The sequence below is a fragment of the Photorhabdus noenieputensis genome, assembly GCF_018448935.1.
GTDB classification, from domain to species: domain Bacteria; phylum Pseudomonadota; class Gammaproteobacteria; order Enterobacterales; family Enterobacteriaceae; genus Photorhabdus; species Photorhabdus noenieputensis.
The window spans coordinates 204,649-220,376 of record NZ_RCWC01000002.1; the positions used below are offsets into that span (position 1 = coordinate 204,649).

13 protein-coding genes are annotated in these 15,728 nt (G+C 43.7%); 5 read left to right on the forward strand and 8 right to left on the reverse strand.

What is annotated here, in order from left to right; translation table 11 throughout:
* Nucleotides 1-16: 16 nt before the first annotated feature.
* The 3 genes from EAE91_RS03035 to EAE91_RS03045 form a co-directional block, all read right to left on the reverse strand.
* Nucleotides 17-1,819, reverse strand: coding sequence for a carbon starvation CstA family protein (locus tag EAE91_RS03035; RefSeq protein ID WP_214087189.1), 1,803 nt, complete (start codon nucleotides 1,817-1,819; stop codon nucleotides 17-19).
* Between the two features lie 169 nt (nucleotides 1,820-1,988).
* Complete coding sequence (gene btsR / locus EAE91_RS03040) at nucleotides 1,989-2,705, reverse strand: two-component system response regulator BtsR (RefSeq protein WP_214087190.1); 717 nt, start codon at nucleotides 2,703-2,705, stop codon at nucleotides 1,989-1,991.
* Between the two features lie 2 nt (nucleotides 2,706-2,707).
* On the reverse strand, nucleotides 2,708-4,405 hold the full coding sequence (locus EAE91_RS03045; RefSeq protein WP_214087191.1) for a sensor histidine kinase: 1,698 nt from the start codon (nucleotides 4,403-4,405) through the stop codon (nucleotides 2,708-2,710).
* A gap of 237 nt (nucleotides 4,406-4,642) precedes the next feature.
* Here EAE91_RS03045 and EAE91_RS03050 point away from each other — a divergent pair, with 237 nt between their 5' ends.
* The 5 genes from EAE91_RS03050 to EAE91_RS03070 all read left to right on the forward strand — a co-directional run bounded on the left by EAE91_RS03050 (nucleotide 4,643) and on the right by EAE91_RS03070 (nucleotide 8,958).
* A complete protein-coding gene (locus tag EAE91_RS03050) occupies nucleotides 4,643-5,614 on the forward strand; it encodes an HlyD family secretion protein (RefSeq protein ID WP_214087192.1) in 972 nt (323 codons plus the stop codon).
* A 7-nt stretch (nucleotides 5,615-5,621) separates the two neighbouring features.
* Entirely contained in the window at nucleotides 5,622-6,767 is a 1,146-nt protein-coding gene (locus EAE91_RS03055; RefSeq protein WP_214087193.1) for an ABC transporter permease, read from the forward strand.
* Complete coding sequence (locus tag EAE91_RS03060; RefSeq protein ID WP_214087194.1) at nucleotides 6,767-7,912, forward strand: ABC transporter permease; 1,146 nt, start codon at nucleotides 6,767-6,769, stop codon at nucleotides 7,910-7,912. Before EAE91_RS03055 ends, EAE91_RS03060 begins: the two co-directional genes overlap by 1 nt.
* Before the next feature lie 448 nt (nucleotides 7,913-8,360).
* Entirely contained in the window at nucleotides 8,361-8,678 is a 318-nt protein-coding gene (locus EAE91_RS03065; RefSeq protein WP_113024729.1) for a type II toxin-antitoxin system RelE/ParE family toxin, read from the forward strand.
* Nucleotides 8,671-8,958: a helix-turn-helix domain-containing protein gene (locus EAE91_RS03070; RefSeq protein ID WP_011148593.1), complete on the forward strand. Its 288-nt coding sequence runs from the start codon at nucleotides 8,671-8,673 to the stop codon at nucleotides 8,956-8,958. The genes EAE91_RS03065 and EAE91_RS03070 overlap by 8 nt, the downstream gene beginning before the upstream one ends.
* Before the next feature lie 110 nt (nucleotides 8,959-9,068).
* Here EAE91_RS03070 and EAE91_RS03075 read toward each other — a convergent pair whose 3' ends face one another.
* Genes EAE91_RS03075 through EAE91_RS03095 form a run of 5 tightly spaced genes read right to left on the reverse strand, consistent with a single transcriptional unit; the run spans nucleotide 9,069 to nucleotide 15,606 of the window.
* On the reverse strand, nucleotides 9,069-9,611 hold the full coding sequence (locus EAE91_RS03075) for a CDP-archaeol synthase (RefSeq protein ID WP_214087195.1): 543 nt from the start codon (nucleotides 9,609-9,611) through the stop codon (nucleotides 9,069-9,071).
* Nucleotides 9,601-10,224 carry a CDP-alcohol phosphatidyltransferase family protein gene (locus tag EAE91_RS03080; protein ID WP_214087196.1) on the reverse strand — a complete coding sequence of 208 codons (624 nt, stop codon included), beginning with the start codon at nucleotides 10,222-10,224 and terminating at the stop codon, nucleotides 9,601-9,603. The genes EAE91_RS03075 and EAE91_RS03080 overlap by 11 nt, the downstream gene beginning before the upstream one ends.
* Nucleotides 10,225-10,233: 9 nt before the next feature.
* Nucleotides 10,234-11,817 (reverse strand): fatty acid CoA ligase family protein, encoded by a 1,584-nt coding sequence (locus tag EAE91_RS03085; protein ID WP_214087197.1) that lies wholly within the window; start codon nucleotides 11,815-11,817, stop codon nucleotides 10,234-10,236.
* A complete protein-coding gene (locus tag EAE91_RS03090; RefSeq protein WP_214087198.1) occupies nucleotides 11,814-12,869 on the reverse strand; it encodes a hypothetical protein in 1,056 nt (351 codons plus the stop codon). The genes EAE91_RS03085 and EAE91_RS03090 overlap by 4 nt, the downstream gene beginning before the upstream one ends.
* A complete protein-coding gene (locus tag EAE91_RS03095; protein WP_244868633.1) occupies nucleotides 12,862-15,606 on the reverse strand; it encodes a phosphoenolpyruvate synthase in 2,745 nt (914 codons plus the stop codon). The genes EAE91_RS03090 and EAE91_RS03095 overlap by 8 nt, the downstream gene beginning before the upstream one ends.
* Between the last annotated feature and the right edge of the window lie 122 nt (nucleotides 15,607-15,728).

The window sequence follows — 15,728 nt, forward strand, 5'->3', positions numbered from 1 at the left end:
GATATGCAAAAAGAGATCAGTTAGTTAGTATTTCAACTGAATTACCTGCACTGCGAGCACGCCACAGTTTCAGCCATTGCATAATGGAAGAGACCGTAATCACAACGCCAAGGATAACCATCACAATGGAGATTGTTCCGTTGAAGATGTTGAAACCTTTTGCTGCGGAGTTGAAGTAAACATTCTTCACCATCCAGTAAGCAGCATAGTTCACAGTAACATACAGGTAAGCCAGAGGTATTAGGCAGGTCAGCATATACCAGCGTTTTTCAGACAGACGTAGGATAATTGTTGCACCAATCATCAGGCCGATGGAGGCCATTAATTGATTGGATACACCGAATAGCGCCCAAACTGAATTGATATCGCCGGAATTCAGTAGGTAGCCCCACAGTAAACAGGCAACGATACTGCAACCAATGGAACCTGGTAACCAGTTAATGCGTTTCAGAGGTGCCCAGATATCGCCCAGGAAATCTTGCAGCAGGTAACGGGCGACACGTGTACCGGAATCAACCGCTGTCAGGATAAATACAGCTTCGAACATGACGACGAACTGGAAAAAGTAGGATGCTAACTGGCTGAACCAAGGGATGCGGGTGAAGATATCTGCCATACCAACTGCCAATGTGACTGCACCACCGGTACGGCCATACAGATCCAGACCAATTTCCTGACTCAGTTGTGGTAGATGGATAACATCCATACCCAGTGTAGCAAAGACCTCTGGGGAGGAGTTAATTGCGAAATAGTCAGCAGGATATAGAGAAGTGGCAGCGATCAACGCCATGACGCCAACGACACACTCTGCCAGCATGGCACCGAAACCAACTGGCAGAATATCACTCCACTTATCGATCTGTTTTGGTGTGGTGCCAGAGCCGATAAATGCATGAAAACCAGAAATAGCGCCACACGCAATGGTGATGGAGATAAACGGCCACACCGGACCAGCCAGTACAGGGCCATTGCCATGAATAAATTCAGTGACTGCCGGGAATTGGATCTCTGGGTTAATAAAGATGACACCCACAACTAACGCGCCGAATACACCGATTTTCATAAAACTGGAAAGATAACCACGGGGAGTCAGTAGCATCCATACTGGCAGAGCGGTTGCAAAAAATGCATAGATTGGCAGTGCCAAGCTAACAGTTGATGTACGCAGACTCAGCCATTCACCGAAGGCGGATGCTTGAATGTAAGGGCCAGCAATCACACAAGCCATAATGGTAATAATACCTACCCAAGTTGCTCCTCGCATATTACCTGTGAAGCGTTCCCATAGACCGACACCGATTGCGACCGGAATGGTCATAAATACTGCAAATGTCCCCCAAGGGTTACGTTCTAGCGCGTGAACGACCACCATTGATAGACCTGCCATAGTAATAGTAATGATGAACAGCATGGCAAGGCCGGTGCACCAACCAGCAATTGGGCCCAGTTCTGTTTTGGCAACTTCTGACAGGGATTTACCGCTATGTTTCATTGAGGCGAATAAAACAACCGTATCATGCACGGCACCGCCGATAACACAACCGATTAATAGCCATAGCATACTTGGCAGATAACCGTATTGAGCTGCTAACACAGGGCCAACCAGCGGTCCTGCGGCTGCGATTGCTGCGAAGTGGCTACCAAAATTGACCCATTTTTTCGTGGGTACATAATCCTTACCGTCTTCCAGTAAATGGGAAGGTGTAACTTCGCTGTCATCTGCTTTCAGTACCTTTTTAACGAAGAATACGCCGTATAAGCGGTAGCAGATAACTAGAATACACAACGTTGCAATGACAAATGTGAGAGCGTGTTGCATTTCTCTTCTCCTGAGAGTTATAAATTTTTACTCGTATCTTGTCATAGGTAAAGGAAGCTATAAGGGAGCGTCTGAGTGAGTGGTTGTATGGCGGGTTAAGTGGTCAGATTCAGCAGGTGAGCGGTGAGTAAGAACTGACTAACCTGCTAAAATGTGATGAATGTCATGATTACTTCAATCCTAGCGCCTCTTTCAATGGCTTCAAATAACGGCGGCTGACGGGAATAGTTTTACCATTGCGTAGAATCAGTTCGGCTTGTCCGTGATCACTAAATAGGATTTCGCGCAGATGGGTCATATTGACCAGATATTGACGATGATTTCTCATCAAGGGTGTGCGGGTTTCTAATGTACGAAGTGTTAGTTCAGTAAATCCTTCCTGTCCGTTGGTACACATAACATACACTCCGCTTGGACGGGAGGTGACATAAAGGATTTCATCCAGTTGCACAAGCCAGATTCGGCTGTGGCCGGTGCATGGGATATATTTCAGCGGCTCTTCCACTTTAAGGATGGAAATATCCTGTTTCTGATGTCCTTGCCGTAATCGTTGTAAAGTTTTAGTTAGACGATTTTTTTCCAGAGGTTTTAATAAATAGTCAAATGCGTGTTCTTCAAACGCTTGTATTGCATATTCATCAAATGCGGTCAGAAAAACAATATAGGGGCGATGCTCTGGATCGAGCATACCAACCATTTCTAACCCGGTGATACGTGGCATTTGGATATCCAAAAATACAACATCGGGTTTTAGATGATATATGGCACCAATGGCTTCAACGGCATTGGCGCATTCGCCAATAATTTGGATATCATGCTCTTCTTCTAGCAAACAACGTAGGTTTTCGCGTGCAAGCGGTTCGTCATCAACAATTAATATATTCATATTCACACAGTTTTATTAGCCTCTTTAATGAGTGGCAAGTGTAAAATTACGCGGGTAAATTTTTCTGGTTGGCAATCTATTTGCACACCATAATTTTCACCATAGCGAAGTCGTAGCCGTTTATCTACCAGACTTATTCCTAGTCCATCCCCCATAGAGACTGATTTATAAAGACCGGCATTATCTTCTACTGCCAGTATCAACAATTGATTCTGCTGATGAGCACGAATAGTAACCCTGCCAGTTTCTAATAACTGTGATGTGCCGTGTTTGATTGCATTTTCTACTATTGGCTGGAGAGAAAAAGCGGGTAATTTGGCGTGAAGCAAAGATTCCGGCAGTTCAATATTTATTTGCAGATGCTCACGGAAACGTGCTTTCTCAATTTGTAAGTAAGCATTCACATGCTCTATTTCATCAGACAGCGTGACAATCTCTTCTGACCGTTTCAAGTTTTTACGGAAAAAGGTTGAGAGATATTGTACTAATTGCCCTGCTTGATAACTGTCCCGTCGGATCACTGCTTGCAGGGTATTTAAAGCATTAAATAAAAAGTGAGGATTCACTTGCGCATGAAGCAGCTTAATTTCTGATTGTAGCAGTGATTGTTTGTTACGTTCATATTGTCCTGCGAGGATTTGGGCGGATAGCAAACTGGCAATACCTTCCCCCAGGGGGCGGTTAATTGAACTGAACAGACGATTTTTGGCTTCATAAAGTTTGATTGCGCCGATAACTTGCTGATTTTCTCCCTGTAGCGGAATGACCAGGGTGGAACCGAGTTTGCAGGTTGGATTGATTGAACAACGGTAAGGTATTTCATTGCCATCGGCGTAAACCACTTCATTATTTTCAATTGCTCGACGGGATTGTTCTGAAGAAATAGGCGTTCCAGGGAGGTGATGATCGGAACCGATGCCAATAAACGCCAGGAGTTTTTCTCTATCTGTAATAGCCACTGCGCCTATTCCCAGTTGCTGATAAATAACTTTTGCTACCTTCATACTGTTATTTTCATTAAATCCTTTTCGCAGAATACCTTCCGTATAGACAGCGATTTTCAGGGCTTGAGCAGAAAATGCACTAGTATATTTTTCAAATATTGCGCGTCGGTCAAGTAGAATACGTATAAACATTGCTGCGCCGATACTATTGGTGACAATCATGGGGATGGCGATGTTTTTGACCAACACTAATGCTTCACTGTATGGACGAGCGAGCAGTAGCAAAATGCCCATCTGTATTACTTCAGCACAAAACGTGACGATAGCGGCTGTCCAGGGATTAATCAGTCGATTTATCTGACCACGTTTCGTCAGATAGCTGTGGATAATGCCGCCGATTAAACCTTCAATAATGGTCGATATCATGCAACTGAAAGCGGTCATCCCGCCAAGGGAATAGCGATGCAGCCCGCCAGTTAATCCCACCAGCGCGCCGACACCGGGCCCACCCAGAAGTCCGCCAAGGACTGCGCCAATAGCACGAGTATTGGCAATGGAATCACCTACATGCAGACCAAAATAGGTTCCCATGATACAGAAAATGGAAAAAGTGACATAACACAGCAGTTTATGAGGTAAACGTACAGTAACTTGTAACAGCGGAATAAATAGTGGTGTTTTACTTAGTAGCCAGGCGATAACCAAATAAACGCACATCTGTTGTAGTAATAACAACACGAGATTAAATTCGTACATAGACTTTCCGGGAGGATTTGTGGATGTTATTAGTTTACAGAAACAGCTAATAATATTATTAAAAGTTTAGTTTAAGTAGGTTAATATTTGACAATAATCATAAACCACTACACTATTATAAAGCGTTTTCCTTTCTGTCAGTGATTATACGCACAAACATATAAGAAATTTTCCGTAGAACAATGAGAAGCTATAGCGTTAGTTTCGAGTCGGGTAATTTTGGATGTGTAAGACATCATGAAAAAAAGAACACTTTTTACGATTTTACTGGTGATTTTGCTCACAGCAATGGCTGTGTTGTTTCATTCTCATAACCAATATTTATTGTTGCAAGGTGAAGTTGATGCACCGGAAGTGATTGTGGCATCTAAAGCTAAGGGGCGAGTGATCGAACGTCACGTTGAACGAGGAGATGATGTTAAGGCAGGCCAGTTGCTGATTACACTCGAAAGCCCTGAATTACTGGCCAAGGTTGCTTCACTGGAAGCTGCTCGTGATCAAGCCAAAGCGCAGTTGGAACAATCTCTTCATGGAACCCGTGAAGAAAGTATTCGGAATTTGGAAGCAAATTTGGCACAAGCTCAGGCCGAATATGATAATGCGGTACGTGAATATGATCGTATTCAGAATGTCGCATCTAAAGGTTATGTTTCACGGAACGATCTGGATAATGCTCACAGAAGTAGAGATGTTGCCTATCAGAAAATGCAGAGCGCAAAAGCGGCACTGGATGAAGGCAGGCATGGTGACAGGATTGAACTGCGCCAGAAATATGCAGCGGCTTTACGTCAGGCTGAACAGCAACTGATTGAGTTACAAACCCAGAGTAATGATTTGCAGGTCAAAGCACCTGTCGCGGGGGAAGTAGGGCCGATTCCGGCAGAAGTTGGTGAATTATTTAGTGCTAATAGTCCTTTAGTGACATTAATCCGTGTACCAGAAGCTTATTTTATTTATAACCTGCGGGAAGACATTCTGGCAAAGGTGCGCAAAGGGGATAAAGTTAAACTTCGTATTCCTGCGCTAGGTGATAAAGAGGTTGAAGCCGAAGTTCGTTATATCTCTCCGATGGGTGATTACGCGACTAAACGTGCCACTCGTGCCACCGGTGATTTCGATTTAAGAACCTTTGAAGTGCGCTTGTATTCCTTACAGCCTATTGAAGGTTTACGTCCTGGTATGAGTGCCTTGTGGCGTTGGGATAAGTAGGTGACTGATGCGAAGCAAGGTTGCATGGCGTGGTTTCGAACGCGCTTTTAGCCAAGAAATTCGGGCTGTGATTCGTAGCCCAGTTTTTCACTGGTTAAGCTGGTTATTTCCGTTGATGCTATTCGTGCTGATCAGCGCTAATTTCTCAGAAGGGACATTGCTCAATCTGCCAGTATCGGTGGTTGATAATGATCAGAGTCCGCTGTCACGTCATCTAATACGTAACTTGAATGCGGCTTCTCATGCGCAGATTAAATCTTATGATGGGGGATTACAGGAATCTCTTGAACGGCTTGGTAGTGCCAAGGATTACTCTTTACTTTATATTCCACACGATTTTGAAGCTAATGCGCTCAGAGGAAACCAGCCAACTGTGCGTATGTATTACAACGCGTTGTTTTATGGTGCCGGAAGTTACTCTATTCAAGATCTCAGTGGGTTAATGGCAGAGATTAATGCGAAGTATCGTTCCATATTGGCGACAGAAATGGGCCATCAGTTACCGCCATTAGCCAATGTTACGCTCGTTTATGACAGCCTTTTTAATGCCAGCGGTAGTTACATCTATTATCAGCAGTTTGCGGCCACAATCCATTTGTTACAGCTTTTTGTTGTAACCTGCACGATTTATAGCATGGCACGCAGCAAAACACTGATGACAATGAAACCATTTACTTTCGCGCTGTTGGGAAAATTGGCACCTTATACCCTGTTTTTTACTCTGTTGTTGATTGTTGAATTGGCTGCTCTGATTGGTGTATTTGATGCAAAAGTGAATGGTAACCCGATATATATGGTAATAGTGGGTTTCTGCTATGTCATTGCTGCTCAAAGTATTGGCTTGTTGCTGTTTACTTTCACTAATAGCATATTGACGGCTTACAGTTTAATTGGAGTGCTAGTCAGTATTGCGACGACTTTTTCAGGTATGTCGGTACCGGAATTATCAATGATATGGCCGGCGCGGATAATTGCCAATATTGAGCCTTTGACGCATGCGCTAAATGCGATGTTTGATATTTTTCTGCGTGAAGTTTCTTTACTGGGTATTTTATCTGTTTGTGCTTTATTGCTTATTTATCCGGTCGTTTGCTTTCTGCTAGTACGAAACCGGTTATTTAAACGGCTTGGCTTGCCACAGGGTGATGAATAATGCAGATGTATTGGCAAACTTTTCGCCGGGTATTAATGGGCATGTTGGAAAAGCCTATGTGGATGTTGATGCTGGTTTCCTTGTGTATGATGAGTTTGGTATATGTCCGGCCAACAGTATGGGATCTTCCGGTTGCCGTGATCGACCAGGATCACAGCTCTGCTAGTCGGGCTTTGATACGCCAGCTTAATTCTACGGCTAAAATGGCTGTCCACAGCTATGATAATTTAGCTGATGCTCGTCACGATCTACTGTTGCGTGAAATTTTTGCGATCATTATCATCCCGGCGGATCTGGAGAAAAATATCCTTAATGGAAAAAATATCACTTTTCCGATTTATGGCGATGCAACCAGTCGGCTTGCCAATGGACAAATTCAGCAAGAGTTGACCTCTGCTCACCGGCAATTGCTAAACGAATATAACAGCAAATTATTATTAAAATATGGTTTTAGTCCTGAACAGACAGAATTATTACTGATGCCGATTCGTAGTGAAACTGTTGGGCTATTTAACCCTGGTGTTAGTTTTGCCGCAATTGTTTTTCCCGGTTTATTGGTGATGTTATTACAACACTCGCTATTGATATCTTGTGTGCGGGTTAGTATTACGATACGTGGGACACCGAAAGGTAAACCCCCATTGCCTGTCTATTTGGGAGCGTTGTCGGCGTTATTACCGATTTGGCTTTTTCTCTCCATTATCTTTTTTGTACTTTGGCCGTGGGTGTTGGGATACCGGCAGGAGGCGTCTATTCCGTTGCTATTAATGCTGACGTTCTTGTTTATGTTGGCTGTACTTGGATTAGGTAAATTAGTAACAGAATGTATGCGCAGTGTAGAAATGATCTATTTAACGATCGCCTTGCTTACCACGCCTGTGTTCTATATTTCCGGCACAATCTGGCCGGTACAAGCAATGCCTGATTGGGTGAGAGCAATTTCTTCTGCTTTACCGTCTACTTGGGCAACAAAAGCGATTGCCGGTGTTAACCAGATGGGATTGCCAGTACAGAATGTATTGGGAGATATCGCTATGATGTTGGTTCTTGGTGTGATTTATACTCTGCTAGGAATTTTGATAGGTATGGTGCGTAACGGTGAATTAAGGAAAATAACCTATTATTTGCGTAAGGTGTTTAAGTGATGATTTATATTTCCTAATTCGTGATTTATTCTAGTGCGATAGAAAAATGACCAGATAGAGTGGTGCATATATGTTCTATTTTTATACTCATTATAATTTTTTATCTATGTAATTCAGTTGGGTAGATAAAGTCATGGTAATCGCATTAATAACTAGTACTTACCATTAAATATCTCTCTATGTATTGTTTTTTCAGAATCATATAACAGAACCAATAATAGTTTTGGTGTGTTGTCAGGAGCGGTCAATTTCACCGATATGAGATGGAAAATACTTATGGAAATACTATCCGTGATATACCAAAGTCATTGTTGGTAAAACGGATTGCTTCGGTATTCTTAGCTGATTTCTGTACGAAAATCTGATCTTTTGCCCTATAAATTAATTTATCGTTTGCATGAATTTCACGTATAGGTTAAATTTTAACTCAATTGAGGGAGATCGAAAGATGTTTGAACTTTTGTATCATCCTGAAGCTGCTGAGGAAGTAGAGAACTTACCTGGCGTACTTCGGGGTAAGATGGCAAGATTACTGGATCAGTTAGAGCAACGTGGTAATGGACTACGTTATCCATTGACAAGACTCGTTCGGGATAGTTTATTTGAGTTACGGGCTTCAGGTTCAGACATTGCAAGAACATTATTTGTTTTTCAGAAAGGGAAGCAGGTTTACATTTTACGATGCTTTGTGAAGAAAACAGATAAAACACCACCATCTGAAATAGAGTTAGCACTGAAACGATTGGAGGATATGACATATGGCTAAAGTAACTCCTATCTCACATTCAGAAGTGAGAAAGCGACTTCTTAATACACCGGAAGCTATACAAGCCTATGTTGAGGCTACAGAAGAATATGAGCTGCTGGAACAACTCACTGAGTGGCGGGAAAAAGCGGGTCTAAAGAAAATAGATATAGCTAAACGGATGGGAATTAATCCGTCTGCGGTTACCCGTATTGAGAAGAATGTAACGAAAGCTAGTTGGCACACACTTAAACGTTATGCTGCTGCATGTGGTGTTGAGTTATCTTTAACTGCGAAGTAATACTACAGAATGTGTGTTCTATTGGTGGTGATACTTAAGATCTACTTGTTCTAAGAGGCTTCCGTTAAAGGAAGCCATTTTCCTGCAATATTTCTGTCTGATTTCCTCGCTTAAAATCTCGTTTTTTTCAGCGAAAGTAAAAACAGTATATTCTTAACGACAAAGGCGCTGATTAAAAAACAGAGGAAAACGAAAAATGCATCGATATAAGTAAGATTAAGATAAATGAAATAGGCTATTGTGATGCCAATAGCAGAATCAAGTTGATCGAATAAAATAAACAATCGCTTATTTTGTTCCGGGTGTTGCCCCGGTGGGGCACCGAGTCTCCTTTTTAGCCAGGAGTTTGGCAGTTCGAAAAGAACATAGCCGAAACCCGCCAGAAAACCAGCAAATAAACAGGAGGAAATAGTTTGGGGAATAACAGTGTCCTGTATTCCGAAGCCGGGAACTAACCACAATAGTGAAAATAGTGCGGTAATAATGGGTACAACAATAAAACCACGCCAAGTCTTGTTGCGACCAAAATAACGTTGATGTACTGGAATAGCCCAGCGGGAAAAATAGTTTTTCGTCACAATCACCATATGTAAACAACCACCAAGGATGATGGGGATTATTAAAATCCATCCATGATAAAAACTATTGAGCATAAAGACTCCAGAAATGAAGACCTGTAAATAAAACAAACCCTGCAAGTGTTGTACTGATGATAGTATTGAGACTCTTGAACTTATAAAACGGGCGATCCCATAACATAGCGATACTGAATGTAAGGAGCGCTAATGTCAGTAGGAGATGACTTAACCACTGCTCGACTACCAAGCTTACTAAAGCGTAGCCACTGATAATAAATAAGCTCCAGAATACGGGCATGCCGAGATAGGAGAGTTGGTTTTCATTTTGAATATTCCCGACTTCATTAAATACAGATAATCGCAGGCAACCGCTAATGATCATTAAGATAATAAACAGGGAATACCAAGATTGATAACCGGAAAGATAGAGGATAATGGCTGGAGAGATCAAGTAAATAAGTTGATCCATAAATCCATCAAGATAACGACCAAATGGGCGCGTAATATTTAAGTTTCTGGCTAGCATGCCATCGAGCGCGTCGCCAAGCATGGCAAGATACAAAAAAGCAATGGCTAAGTAATACCAGTGTTGTAACGCGGCTGCCACGGCAAGAGCGCTAAATACCGCCCCACCAATAGTAATATAGTCCGCTCTGTTTAACTGGATAATAAAATGATTATTGTTCATAGCTTTTCCTTATTTTTCCTTGTATGGAACGGAGGACAATTGGCCTTTCCTAAGCATATTGATCAGCGCAATGCGATTTATTTTGCTGTTGTGGCGAATGTCGACCGGAATAGAATTAACATAATAAATACGGGTAACTAGCGTGAGCGCCAACTGGTCTAAAATAGCGGGTAAATCTGTCGGTAGAGTAGCGCTTTCCAGTATCAGAGCGGCTCCGCCTAAAGGATGTAGCACCAACGCACTTTGAGTGACCTCTGGTAGTTCATTGATCCTTTTTTCCAGTACATAGGGATGAATGATACGACCATCCTCTAGCACCACTTTGTCTTTTACCCGTCCAAGTAACCAGAGCTGTCCTGTGGTGTCTAGGTAGCCAACGTCACCGGTACAGTGCCAAATGCCTCCCTGTTTACGTGGGAGTTTGTTTTCTTTCGTTGCTTGAGGGTTATCAATATAATCTTTGAGCACATGAGGCCCGGCAACCAAGATTTCACCGACATTACCGGCGAGCAGTGGAGTAATTTGTTGGGGGCTGGTAGTTATTTCCCGGATACATATTTCTGCTTGTGTCACCGGTTTTCCGACCAGATAACCATCATGCGTTGCCCAGTGGTTTAATTGAGTCGTCATTTCGACGGTACTGATCGGTTCAACCTCAGTGGAACCATAGACCACTAAATGTCGAGCATGTGGGAAGACGGTCAGGCAGTTCTCAAGCAAAGCCTTGTTAGCAGGTGCACCACCTACGATGACTGTTCGCACGTTGGGGAATGACAACCCTTTGCTCTTAGCATAACCGGTGACTTTGCTCATATAGGCGGGAGCGCCGCTGAGGCATGTAACACCTTCGTCTTGCATTTGCTTGACGATCTTCTGTGGATCGACGGTTGCGGGATGGGCAAAGTCAAAATCAGGCAGAATACTGCTGTTGCCGCAGCACAATGAGTGCAGCACCATAACGGGGAAACTGTGTAGGTCAATTTCCCTCTTTCCCTCAGAAAAAAGCGCTGTTATGGCATAAAGTTGTGCTAGCAGGCTGTCATGAGTGCGGTTTGCGCCTTTGGGTATGCCGGTGGAACCTGAGGTAAAGGTAATTAACCCGGTTGTATCCGGCGGTAAGTCTCGGCAGATAAAGCTATTCAGAGGTAAATGTTGACTGGATGTTTCCAGCACTTTCATGCCCCAGATACGTTGGCCGATGACAAAACGTCGCAGTCGCCACAGCTCAGGGATCAAAAACCAGAATTTTCCTAACGTAGGTTGAGTGATCACCGCCGATAATTTATTGCGGCGCAGTATCTCCCTCAGTTGCTTTTTGGCAAGCCCGCGCTCAAGCATAACTGGAACGAGCCCTAGCCCCAAAATAGCGATAAGCAATGGATAAAGTACTAAGCCTGGTTGAACAATCACCAATAAGCGATCGCCAGCGACGAATCCGGCTTGGGTTAATAGACGCTGGAAATGGGAGGCATGAGAAAAAAACTCCTGAAAGCTTAAGCCACTACTGTGCTCCAATGAATGTGGCACTTGCAGGGCTAAATGCTCAGGGTGTTTTTGGGCTGCATTGACAATTGGCTGACAAATATTTGTCATGCGATCCTCCTGTAATAAAGCGCATATTGATGCTTAGTGGCGGCCGGTGTATTGAAAAGCCGTCCTGCGGTCTTGAGCGATGTATTATCTTCACGCATCAGAGCGCCTCCCAGACGAGGGTGAATACGCCTGGCGCTCTGTTCAAATGAACAATACAGCGTGTTGTACAACCGACTGCCCCGGTATTGCGGTGCGACTGCCACGGTTTTCAACAACCCGATAGCGGGCTGACCTTTTTGTAGAACTGATAGGCTCAGAAGTAACCCGGCAATTTCGCCATTGGTGGTTTTAGCCAGAAATGACGCAGGATAACGGCAAAAAGGTTTAATAAACTCTTCACCACAGTGCTGTTGAAAGGCTGACCAAGATGGCGTGGTATAAGCGAAATTTTCGCCAAATACTGAGTCGATAAAAGAATAAAGTTTAACCTGTTCTTGCATCCATAATTCCGGTGTTAACGGCAATAATGTTGCTTGAATATCAGGAAGTTTTTGTGCGCGTTGATGAGCTTGTTGAAAGTTGCCTGCTATTGCCTGAGTATCGTCGAATAGCGAGGTATAGCGATAACGGATATCAAACCCTAACTCTTTTAACAAAAGAGGATAGTAAGGAGGGTTATAAGGCTCATGCTCAAAGGGAGGGACCTCAAAATGATCAAGTCGAACGCGGTAATCTCCGAAAGTTGAGAAATTAATGGGGCCGTAGAGATTACGTGCACCATTTTCCTTGGCCCATTGTTCCAGGGCGCTAAACAGCATAGTGTTGCTTGCTATGTCATTATCGGTTTCCCAAAAGCCGAAAAATGCGGCAGATCGGCCATCAACCCTATGAGGTACTAAAAAGCCGACAAGACGGGTTTTCCCAGGAATGCAGCCAACCCAAGCTTTACTGTGATTAAACCAGGAATTCTTTGGGCTGAACTGTTGTTGCACTTTTTCCCGGTCTTCGCCAGGCCAGAGCGGCCAATCGCGATAAATCATTGGCGGAAGGTCAAGAAAACCTTCAGGCAGTGGATTGGCCGGAGACCATTCTCCCATGAAGATATTAGACATGTTCACTCCTTGATGCTTGTTCTTCTGTTGTGGTGTCGTGCAAGCGGACAACACTTCCAGTTGCACCATCCATGCGTACTCGATCGCCATCTTGCAAAATTTGTGTGACGGCAGGAATACCAACAATTGCGGGGATACCCAGTTCACGGGCAACAACGGCGGAATGTGAGAGAGTAGAACCGCGTTCGATTAATAACCCACCGGCTGTAGGGAATAATGGTGCCCAACCGGGATCGGTACGCACAGTACATAGGATCTGACCTGCCAGCGACATTTCATCTTGTGGGTTTTTAATTAATCGGATAGTTGTTTCAACCTGCCCTGGATAACAACCTATGCCTTGTAGCACGTTGCTATCAGTTGGGGCCTGTTTTTCCCGATAGGGATAACTGTAATCTTGCTGTTGATACAGTGAGCCTCTAATGAAAAGGTGATGAGCGGGTTCATCCTCGTTTTCGTAGCTGGCATATTCTTGCTTGCGTATGGCAACTAAAGGCTTAAGTTGGGTTTGTATTGCTGTTCCTTCGTAGCCGCTGTAGATCTCCTCTAACGTGAGGTAAAAAATATCGCGGGGTTCAGCGAGAATGCCTTCTAGTGCATAGGCTTGACCAAGTTGTATGAAAATATCCCGGTATAGCCCAAACATACGAGTCCGGGTGAAGCGCATATTTTCCCGGTGACGTATCGCCTGACGCAATTTCTGCAAATTCTTTTTGAAGGCGTTCATACGGCTGGAGCCAAGTCGCTCGTGTATTTGCTGAAATGCCGTATTTTCGGCCTGAGTGCGCAATTTTCTTTCCCGGCTAGATAACGTCTCTGGAGTAAGAGTATCGATAGCAAGGTAATTTTTTAGTATCAGAAATAGAAAACTGGGATCTTGTTTTAACGTGATGGTTTCCAGCTTCAATTCACCCATCGTGCGATCGCCATATTTTTTAATATAATCGGTGCACTGCTGGTGGAATGATTCATCGAGTTGGCGTACTTGGGTCAACAGGGTACGAGCATCACCGTGGGTTAACAGGTTGCACAACTCAGGGTGCTGGCGCGCGTATTGGCACATCTTTAACAACACTTTGGTTGGTTGGGTACTTTCGATATCTTCATCCCCAGAGAGAAGATCACCTAATAATGCAGATGAATTCTCAATACCGGCAGCAATTAGCTCTCGATTTACCCGGCCATTAAACATCATCACGTAGAAGTCATTCAGGATCGGCGTTGTCCAGCGTCGTAGCAGATGTTCATCCAGATATTTTAATTTCTCGATTAATTGGCCGTTGTTACAAGTATGCGGTTCTGTTTGTTTTATGGCGGCGGCATGCCATTTGAACTGCTCTAAAAATAGTTCTACCCGTTGATCCATAGTTCTGAAAGCGTATAACAGGCGCAGAAGTGCCCACCCCATTTTTGGCAGTTTCTTTATTTTATCGCCGAGCGACAGTGTTTTATCCTCAACAAAGTCAACTGGGTCTTCTAGCCCCATCATTCTTTCCATATCTTTTTTATTGGTTTGGAAAGAGGGGAGTAATAATAGCCCTTTATACCAATTGTTGATGTTGTAATAGATCCTGCCTTTAATTAAACCGAGCATGTTTTCCAACATGGCACGATGCTGGTTAACCTGTTTATCCGAGCAACCTAAGGCACGTATTGTCTGTTCATAAACGGTGGCATAACCGGCGCGAGCAAAAGAAAAAGTCAGCGGTGTTGTTATTCCACAATAAGATTCCTGAATATTGGAATTATCGAAGATAATATAACGTTCGTTTTTATCATCCAGACGTGGCAATCGGGTTATTGGCCGGGTCTGTAGAATAAAGATTTTATGGTTTTGAATCGTCCATTCGATATCTTGTGGGCATCCCCGTTCTGCCGCGATTTTTTTGCCGATATTTCGTAATGCATAGATTTCATTATCGAGTAAGGTCGGCTTCCACTGTTTTTCTTCCTCGACGGGTATTGTTACTGTACCGCTGCCATTGGTGGTATCGAAAACACTTGCTGTCTCTTTTTGTGTGATATGGCGTTCAATCTCAGGTGTAGTGAGATGAACTGAGAATTCGTCGGTATCGCATTCGCCGGAAACCACACCTTCTCCGGTGCCCCAAGCGGATGAGATGAGGCAATGTTGCCTGCTACCCGTAACTGGGTGGGCAGTAAACATGACACCAGAAACCTCACCGGCAACCATGTTTTGAATGATGACAGCACTACTTATATTGCCCATCGGTAGCTGTTGGTGTAGGCGATATTGTAATGCCCGTGTGTTAAAAGCTGAGGCCATCACAGCACGTAAACTATTGGCCAGAGCTGATTTACCCCGTTGAAATAGGTAGCTGTCCATCTGCCCGGCGAAAGAGGCATTAGCGGCATCCTCGCCAATGGCTGATGAGCGAACAGCGAAAAATGTATCTGGGTGATTCTCCGATAAGAGAGCCAATTCTTCTTCTAATTCAGCAGGCAATGGAATCGACTGTATCCACTGACGTAATGGCGCAGCAATAGCGTCGAGTTTTTCCTGATTGATATTATTTGGTACGGTAGCCAACTGCTCTATGATGTTGCTTGCAAATGTGTCTTTGATGAGTAGGCTATTGAGTACCTCGCTGCTGATGATCCAATAATTAGGCACAGGAAAACCGTTTTGCGTAAGCCATAATAAATTGGCCGCTTTGCCACCTAAGGAATGTTCCGCCAATTCAATAGCGTTATCTTGAGTGTAGAGATATTTCATATTATTCCACCAATGCAGCAATAGGATACTTTGCTTACATCATGGTCTTATTTGCACGTAATATTGTTGGCGTGAATATATCAATAAGATATGAATGTATTACAAGCTATTGCTGCACCCTT

Coding starts and splice junctions, on each gene's coding strand:
- EAE91_RS03035 (WP_214087189.1), bottom strand. CDS start 1,819: ATGCAACACGCTCTCACATTTGTCATTGCAACGTTGTGTATTCTAGTT.
- btsR (WP_214087190.1), bottom strand. CDS start 2,705: ATGAATATATTAATTGTTGATGACGAACCGCTTGCACGCGAAAACCTA.
- EAE91_RS03045 (WP_214087191.1), bottom strand. CDS start 4,405: ATGTACGAATTTAATCTCGTGTTGTTATTACTACAACAGATGTGCGTT.
- EAE91_RS03050 (WP_214087192.1), top strand. CDS start 4,643: ATGAAAAAAAGAACACTTTTTACGATTTTACTGGTGATTTTGCTCACA.
- EAE91_RS03055 (WP_214087193.1), top strand. CDS start 5,622: ATGCGAAGCAAGGTTGCATGGCGTGGTTTCGAACGCGCTTTTAGCCAA.
- EAE91_RS03060 (WP_214087194.1), top strand. CDS start 6,767: ATGCAGATGTATTGGCAAACTTTTCGCCGGGTATTAATGGGCATGTTG.
- EAE91_RS03065 (WP_113024729.1), top strand. CDS start 8,361: ATGTTTGAACTTTTGTATCATCCTGAAGCTGCTGAGGAAGTAGAGAAC.
- EAE91_RS03070 (WP_011148593.1), top strand. CDS start 8,671: ATGGCTAAAGTAACTCCTATCTCACATTCAGAAGTGAGAAAGCGACTT.
- EAE91_RS03075 (WP_214087195.1), bottom strand. CDS start 9,611: ATGCTCAATAGTTTTTATCATGGATGGATTTTAATAATCCCCATCATC.
- EAE91_RS03080 (WP_214087196.1), bottom strand. CDS start 10,224: ATGAACAATAATCATTTTATTATCCAGTTAAACAGAGCGGACTATATT.
- EAE91_RS03085 (WP_214087197.1), bottom strand. CDS start 11,817: ATGACAAATATTTGTCAGCCAATTGTCAATGCAGCCCAAAAACACCCT.
- EAE91_RS03090 (WP_214087198.1), bottom strand. CDS start 12,869: ATGTCTAATATCTTCATGGGAGAATGGTCTCCGGCCAATCCACTGCCT.
- EAE91_RS03095 (WP_244868633.1), bottom strand. CDS start 15,606: ATGAAATATCTCTACACTCAAGATAACGCTATTGAATTGGCGGAACAT.